A 6,407-nucleotide genomic window follows, 5' to 3' on the forward strand; every position below is an offset into this window, starting at 1 on the left:
CGCTTCCTTGCGGCACGCTTTGCCCGGAAGAACGTGCGCAGCACGTCCGCGCACTCGTCCCGCAGCACACCCGAGGTCACCTCGAACTCGTGGTTGAGCCGGGGGTCGTGGCTCACGTCGTACAGCGTGCCCAGGGCGCCGCCCTTGGGGTCCGGCGCGCCGTAGACGCAGCGGTCCACGCGCGCGTTCACCATGAGCCCCGCGCACATGAGGCAGGGCTCCAGCGTCACGTACACCGTGCAGCCCGTGAGCCGCCAGCGGCCCAGGCGGCGCGAGGCGTCCACCATGGCCTTGAACTCCGCGTGCGCGGACGGGTCCTCGTCCAGCTCGCGGCGGTTGTGGGCGTGTGCGACGACCTCGCCGTCGCACACGACGACGGCGCCAATCGGCACCTCGTCCTCCGCCGCGGCCCGCGCTGCCTCCTCGAGCGCGATGGCCATGTACTTCTCGTCCTGCGTCCTTGCGGCCGCGTCCGCCCGCTCTGCCAAATGCCGCCTCCCCCGCACGTCCTCGCTACCGTTTGCAACCCTTATTCGCTAGGATATATCCACTTGGCCACGGAGGGATGGCAGAGTGGTTGAATGCAGCGGTCTTGAAAACCGCCGTGCGGGTTCCCGTACCGAGGGTTCGAATCCCTCTCCCTCCGCCATTGCGCATGCGCCCGGCAGCCTGGCTGTCGGGCTTCTTTTTTGGCTCGGCGCGAGTGGGTCGAACGTGCCGGGCCACGCATGGGGGCGCCCACGGCACACGGCCGCGAGCGCCCCATTCGCGTTCTTCTCCCCCGCCGGGGAAGCCTTGTGAAAGACGCCTAGGCGAGAAGCGCCTTGACGGTCTGCTCCAGGTCCGCTGCGGTCAGCTTGAACTCCTTCTGCAGCCAGTCCATGGTGCCCACCTGGCCGAAGCGCTCGGTCACGCCGTGACGCTTGAACGGCACGGAGACGCCCGCCTCCATGAGGGCGGATGCGCAGGCGTCGCCCAGGCCGCCGATGACGCCGTGGTTCTCGAAGGTCACGACTGCCTTCTTGCCCTTGGCCTCGCTCAGCAGCAGGTCCACGTCGAGCGGCTTGACGCAGAACATGTCGATGACCTCGGTCGAGTGGCCCTGGGCATCCAGGGACTTTGCTGCCTCCATCGCGTCCTTGAGGAGCTGGCCCTGCGACACGATGAGGACGTCCGTGCCCTGCTTGATGACGTTGCCGCGGCCGAGCTCGAACGTGGAGCCCTCGGCGTACACGTTGAACGACGCCTTGCGGCCCGCGCGCACGTAGTTGATGCCGGGGGTCTTGGCAAACTCGCGGACGATCCAGGCCATCTGCACGGAGTCGGCCGCATCGCACACCACGGCGCCGGGGATGGTGCGCATGAGCGCCATGTCCTCCCACGTGGTATGGGTGCCGCCGTTTGCGCCCACCGTGAAGCCGGGGTCGGAGCCCCAGATGTTGATCGTGTTGTGCGCGTAGCCGCCGGACAGGTAGACCTGGTCGAAGGCTCGGCGCGTTGCGAAGGGGCCGAAGGTGTGGACGAAGGGGACGAGGCCCTCGGAGCTCATGCCCGCGGCTGTGCCCATCATGTCCTGCTCCGAGATGCCCATCTCCACGAAGCGGTCCGGCATCTCCTTCTGGATCTTGAGGGTGCCGGAGGCGCCGCCGAGGTCGGCCTCGAGCATGTAGACCTTGTCGTTCTCCTTCATCACGTCGATGAGGGTGTTGTTGAAGGCGTCGCGGTACGGGGTGCCCGGGGCACCAAAGTCGTCAGCCAGCTTGAACATTACGCCTCACCCCTCTCGATCTTCTCGTTGAGCTCCTTGATCGCCTCGTCGGTCGCCTTGTTGATCTCGTCGTTGTTCCACTTCATGGAGTGGTTGGACTCGGCCTGCTCGAAGTACGGGATGCCCGCGCCCTTCACGGTGTCGAGCACGATGCAGTTGGCCGACTTCTTGTTGCACTTGGCCTCGGTTATCGCGGCGTCGACGGCCTCGATGTCCTGGCCGTCGACCTTCTGGGTGTTGAAGCCGAAGGCGCGCATCTTCGCGGCGATGTCGAATGGGTTCATGACGTCCTTGGTCCAGCCATCGAGCTGACGCTTGTTGTCGTCGATGAACACGATGAGGTTGCTGAGCCCGTGCGCCGCGGCAAACTGGAAGGACTCCCAGCACTGGCCCTCGTTCAGCTCGCCGTCACCCACGAAGAGGTAGGTGTAGGAGTCGGACTTCTTCTTCTGCAGCGCGAGGGCGATGCCCACGGCCTCTGACGTACCCTGGCCGAGCGAGCCCGTGGTGGCGTCGATGCCCGGCGTCTTGAGGCGGTCGGTGTGGGACGGCAGCCTGGTGCCGCCGTCGTTGAGGGTGAACAGCCAGTCCGTCGGGAAGAAGCCGACCTCGGCCAGCGTCGAGTAGGCGACGGGGCCTGCATGGCCCTTGGAGAGGACGATGCGGTCGCGCTCCTCCCACTTGGGGTTCTTGGGGTCGTACTTCATTTGCTTGCCGTAGAGGACCGCATAGGCCTCGACGAGCGAGAGCGAGCCGCCCACGTGGCCGTAGCCACGGTGCTGCAGCATCGCCACGACGTCGCGGCGGACCTTGGCGGCAAGGAGCTTGATGTCCTTGTACTGCTTCTCTTCCATCTTTCTCCTTTGGGTAATCGCGATAAAAAAGTGGCCAGGCCGCGGGTGCCTGGCCAATAGGTGCTATCCCAGGTGAGCCTTCAGCTTCTCCTCGAGCTCGTTCTTGTCGAGGATGTTCTTGAGGACGATCTTCTTGTCGTCAGGGACGTTGTTGACGAAGTCCGCCAGGTCGCCGCCGACGACGAAGAGGTCAGCCGCGCCCTCGTGGATGTCCGAGATGGTGGAGTGGTCGACCTCGATCTCGGGGTGGCCGAGCTTCTTGCAGACCTCCTCGGTGTTCATGTGAACGATGAGGCTGGAGCCAAGACCGGAACCGCAGCAGCACAGGATCTTACGAATAGCCATCTTGCATTCTCCTTTTTCGAGAAGCCCGGCGCCCCAATGGCGGCAGGCGCATTTCTCTTGTAATGGTACCCACGTGGCCCTTGCTCTGAGGCGGCTACCGTCCAAGGCTCGTAACAGACCACACAACTAGACACGGGGCCGGGAACCATCGGTCCCCGGCCCCGAAGCCTAGCAGCTAGAGACTACCGTGGCAGGTGCAAAGCCTACGCCTTTGCGGCCTCCTTCTTGGGAGCCACGAAGTTGTAGATGATCGGGATCAGGTAGATCACGACGCAGATCGCGACGAGGAGTCCGCCACTGGCGACGTGCACCAGGTTGCCGAACACGATGCCCAGCCACGAGAAGTCGGCGTCGGAGAAGGTCGTGCCGGTGTAGCCGAGTGCCGTGAAGACCGGCATGCAGATGGCGGGCAGGAAGGTGATCAGCAGGCCGTGTGCAAAGGCACCAGCGATGCAGCCCTTGAGGCCACCCTCGGCGTTGCCGAAGACGCCTGCGGTAGCGCCGCAGAAGAAGTGGGGCACGACGCCCGGGAGGATGAGGGCGACGGGGAAGGCCGCGTTGACGCCGACGAGGATGGCCAGGCCGACGATGCCGCCGACGAACGAGGAGATGAAGCCGATGATGACGGCGTTAGGAGCATAGGTGAAGGCGACAGGGCAGTCCAGGGCGGGCTTGGCGCCGGGGACGAGCTTGTCGGCGATGCCCTTGAAGGCGGGGACGATCTCGCCGATGATCAGGCGGACGCCGGAAAGGATGATGTAGACGCCACCGGAGAAGCTCAGGCCAGAGGTGATGCACCAAACGACCCAGTTAGTGGTGGTCTCCTGGTTGTAGTTGAGCAGGACGCCGAGGTAGGAGTACGCATCCTTGGTCGGGTCGACGTTGAGGATGCCACGGGCGACGGCGACGGCGGTCACGATGAAGAACAGGAAGAACATGGTGATGCCGATGGAGACGGTGGTGTCACGCAGGAAGATGAGGCGCTTGGAGAAGTTGACCTCCTCGGTGCTCTTGCGGTTGGGATCCTTGGCGAAGAGCTTGCCGACCTGGCCTGCGAACCAGTAGCCGATGCCGCCAAAGTGGCCGAGGGCGATGGCGTCCCCACCCGTGACCTTCCTATAGGTCACCTGGCAGTACGCAGGAGAGACGACCATGATGAAGCCGAGGATGCAGCCAGCGGCGAGCCACAGCGCGGGACCGGTGAGTCCGCCGGCGCCGCCGAGGATGACGGTCAGCATGCAGGCCATGTACAGGGTGTGGTGGCCGGTCAGGAAGATGTACGGCATGCGGGAGAAGCGGGCGAGGACGATGTTGAGGACCATGCCGATCGCCATGACGATAGCGGAGTCAGAACCGAAGTTCTTGAGTGCGTCGGCGACGACTGCCTCATTGTTGGGGACGACGCCCTGCATGTTGAAGGCGTAGTTGAACACCTGGCCAAAGGCGAGCAGGGAGTCGGACTGCAGGAACGCAGAGCCTGCGGACAGAACGAGGAAGCCCACGATCGTCTTGATCGTGCCCTTCAGAACGTCCTCCACCGGCTTGCCCTGGAGGACAAGGCCGAGAAGGGCGAGGAGGCCGACCAGGATAGCCGGCGTCGACAGAATGTTGACAATAAAGTCGAGTACTGCCATGTTTCCCCCTTATTCGAGAACCATTACTTGCGTACCGCTATTTCCCAACCGCAACTTCCTTGCCGCTCCGCTAGTCAGACGGGAAGTTGACGAACAGGCTGTAAACGTCGTCTGCCGTCTCGGCAGTCGCGACCTTCTCGATGTTCGCGGGGTCCGCGAACATGTTGGCGAGAATCCTCATGACGTCGATGTGGGAGTCGGAGTCCTCCGCCGCGAGCGTGACGAGCACGCGGCAGGGCTCGCCCTTCTTGAACTCGACGCCCTTGCGCAGGACGGTGACGGCGAGCTGCTTCTTGATCGCGCCCTGCTCGGGGCGGGCGTGCAGCAGTGCGAGGTCCGGAACGAGCACGAAGTAGGGACCCAGCTTCTCGGCGTTCTCGATGATGCCGTCGATGTACTCGGGCTTGACGTAGCCCCCATCCACGAGCGGCTGCACGGCGACGTGCACGGCGTCCTTCCAGTCCTTGCAGGACTCCACGATCTGGACGTTCTCGCGCTTGAGCATGTCCTTCATTGTTAGCGCCATGTGAGCTCCTCGTGTTGGCGTGGACAAGGTGTGAAGGTCGTACTTCTTCACATTTGATTCTTCAAACCTTACCCTGCACGTTTCTTAGAACGAACACATTCTATTCCCGATTTTTCCAACTTTGCAAGAACTATCTTCCAGAAATTTCCAACTTATTCCAGATTGTTCTTGCCACCCCCTTAAGCTTCGGGGAACAATAATGGTGTGTTGCTTACGAAGCCACCCGCAAGGTTGACATTTTCCTGGCATATCCTTGACGGGTTTCAACGTTAACGACCCACGACTCACCACACGGAAGGGCAGGGCGAACTGGTGTTTCGCCGAGAGCGCAGGACAGAGATTCTCGAGCTTCTCGACCTCTACGGAAGGGTGGAGGTCGATAAGCTCGCAGAGCGCTTTGGCGTAGGGCCGGACAGCATACGCAAGGACCTGCAGGCACTCGCGAAGGAAGGCAAGTGCATCCGCGTCTACGGCGGCGCCACGAGCATTCCCGCATCCGATGCCGATTCCGCAGATTCCTCGCCTTCAGCCTCGCAGGGACCAGACCAATCTGGAGCCCCCGCCGCGCCAGGCTCCCATACCACGGGCGAGAAGAGCGGCCCCTCCCCCTCGCCGGCGCCTACCGACCACGAGGACCTTGGCCGCATCGCGGTCGCACAGCGCGCCTACCTCGAGATCCACAGTGGCGACTCCATCTTCCTCGACATCTCGCGCACGAACTCGTTCCTCGCGGACTTCATCGCGAGGGGCGACAAGCAGGTCATCGTCACGACCAACATGATCGAGGTGCTGCAGAAGCTCTCGAACCTGGACCACGTCACCGCGCTCGGCACGGGCGGCTACCTCAACGTGCAGCTCAACGGCTTTGTTGGGGACACGACGATCAGCCTGCTGGAGCCGCTGCTCTTCTCGAAGGCGTTCATCGGCGCAAGCGGCGTTGACCTGGACAACGCGGCCGTCACGTCCAACAACATCGACAGCGGCTCCGTCAAGGAGCGCGTCATCCACAACGCCTCGTACAAGTTCCTGCTCGCGGACTCGCAGAAGTTCGAGGAGAAGGGCATGTTCCGCTTCGCGTCGCTCAACGACTTCTCTGCGGTCATCACGGACACGCAGGATCCCGTGGTGCTGGACAAGCTGCGTCGGCTGGGCATTCCCACCTATCGCACGCTCTGACGTCACGACCCAAGGTCGGCTGTCCCGCCCGGCCACGTTCAAGCCAAGCGAAAGACGGGGGCGCCGCCCGCGCGATGCGGTGCGGTACCCCCGTCCATTATTGG

General features: G+C 63.3%; 7 protein-coding genes and 1 tRNA gene. 2 read left to right on the forward strand and 6 right to left on the reverse strand.

Translation table 11 applies throughout. The features are described 5' to 3' along the window. A partial coding sequence (tadA, locus tag ACI38Z_RS03690; RefSeq protein WP_439788843.1) for a tRNA adenosine(34) deaminase TadA occupies window positions 1-440 on the reverse strand: 440 nt, incomplete at its 3' end. A gap of 119 nt (window positions 441-559) precedes the next feature. Between tadA and ACI38Z_RS03695 the strand changes: the two genes are divergently transcribed. Beyond that, a tRNA-Ser gene (locus ACI38Z_RS03695) sits at window positions 560-649 on the forward strand. Between the two features lie 159 nt (window positions 650-808). Here the strand turns inward: ACI38Z_RS03695 and ACI38Z_RS03700 are convergent. From ACI38Z_RS03700 to ACI38Z_RS03720, 5 genes are all read right to left on the reverse strand, one after another. Further along, complete coding sequence (locus ACI38Z_RS03700; protein WP_439788836.1) at window positions 809-1,768, reverse strand: transketolase family protein; 960 nt, start codon at window positions 1,766-1,768, stop codon at window positions 809-811. Then, on the reverse strand, window positions 1,768-2,622 hold the full coding sequence (locus tag ACI38Z_RS03705) for a transketolase (protein WP_439788837.1): 855 nt from the start codon (window positions 2,620-2,622) through the stop codon (window positions 1,768-1,770). The genes ACI38Z_RS03700 and ACI38Z_RS03705 overlap by 1 nt, the downstream gene beginning before the upstream one ends. 63 nt (window positions 2,623-2,685) lie before the next feature. After that, window positions 2,686-2,967 (reverse strand): PTS sugar transporter subunit IIB, encoded by a 282-nt coding sequence (locus ACI38Z_RS03710; RefSeq protein ID WP_439788838.1) that lies wholly within the window; start codon window positions 2,965-2,967, stop codon window positions 2,686-2,688. A 203-nt stretch (window positions 2,968-3,170) separates the two neighbouring features. Next, a complete protein-coding gene (locus ACI38Z_RS03715; protein WP_439788840.1) occupies window positions 3,171-4,601 on the reverse strand; it encodes a PTS ascorbate transporter subunit IIC in 1,431 nt (476 codons plus the stop codon). 70 nt (window positions 4,602-4,671) lie between these two features. Continuing rightward, on the reverse strand, window positions 4,672-5,127 hold the full coding sequence (locus tag ACI38Z_RS03720; RefSeq protein WP_439788841.1) for a PTS sugar transporter subunit IIA: 456 nt from the start codon (window positions 5,125-5,127) through the stop codon (window positions 4,672-4,674). Between the two features lie 312 nt (window positions 5,128-5,439). Between ACI38Z_RS03720 and ACI38Z_RS03725 the strand changes: the two genes are divergently transcribed. Then, entirely contained in the window at window positions 5,440-6,303 is an 864-nt protein-coding gene (locus ACI38Z_RS03725; RefSeq protein ID WP_439788842.1) for a DeoR/GlpR family DNA-binding transcription regulator, read from the forward strand. The last annotated feature ends 104 nt before the right edge of the window (window positions 6,304-6,407 follow it).

The organism is Parafannyhessea sp. (genome assembly GCF_051876455.1).
Classification (GTDB): domain Bacteria; phylum Actinomycetota; class Coriobacteriia; order Coriobacteriales; family Atopobiaceae; genus Parafannyhessea.

Excerpts from the sequence above, each read along its gene's own strand:
- ACI38Z_RS03700 (WP_439788836.1), bottom strand. The coding sequence starts at position 1,768 with ATGTTCAAGCTGGCTGACGACTTTGGTGCCCCGGGCACCCCGTACCGC.
- ACI38Z_RS03705 (WP_439788837.1), bottom strand. The coding sequence starts at position 2,622 with ATGGAAGAGAAGCAGTACAAGGACATCAAGCTCCTTGCCGCCAAGGTC.
- ACI38Z_RS03710 (WP_439788838.1), bottom strand. The coding sequence starts at position 2,967 with ATGGCTATTCGTAAGATCCTGTGCTGCTGCGGTTCCGGTCTTGGCTCC.
- ACI38Z_RS03715 (WP_439788840.1), bottom strand. The coding sequence starts at position 4,601 with ATGGCAGTACTCGACTTTATTGTCAACATTCTGTCGACGCCGGCTATC.
- ACI38Z_RS03720 (WP_439788841.1), bottom strand. The coding sequence starts at position 5,127 with ATGGCGCTAACAATGAAGGACATGCTCAAGCGCGAGAACGTCCAGATC.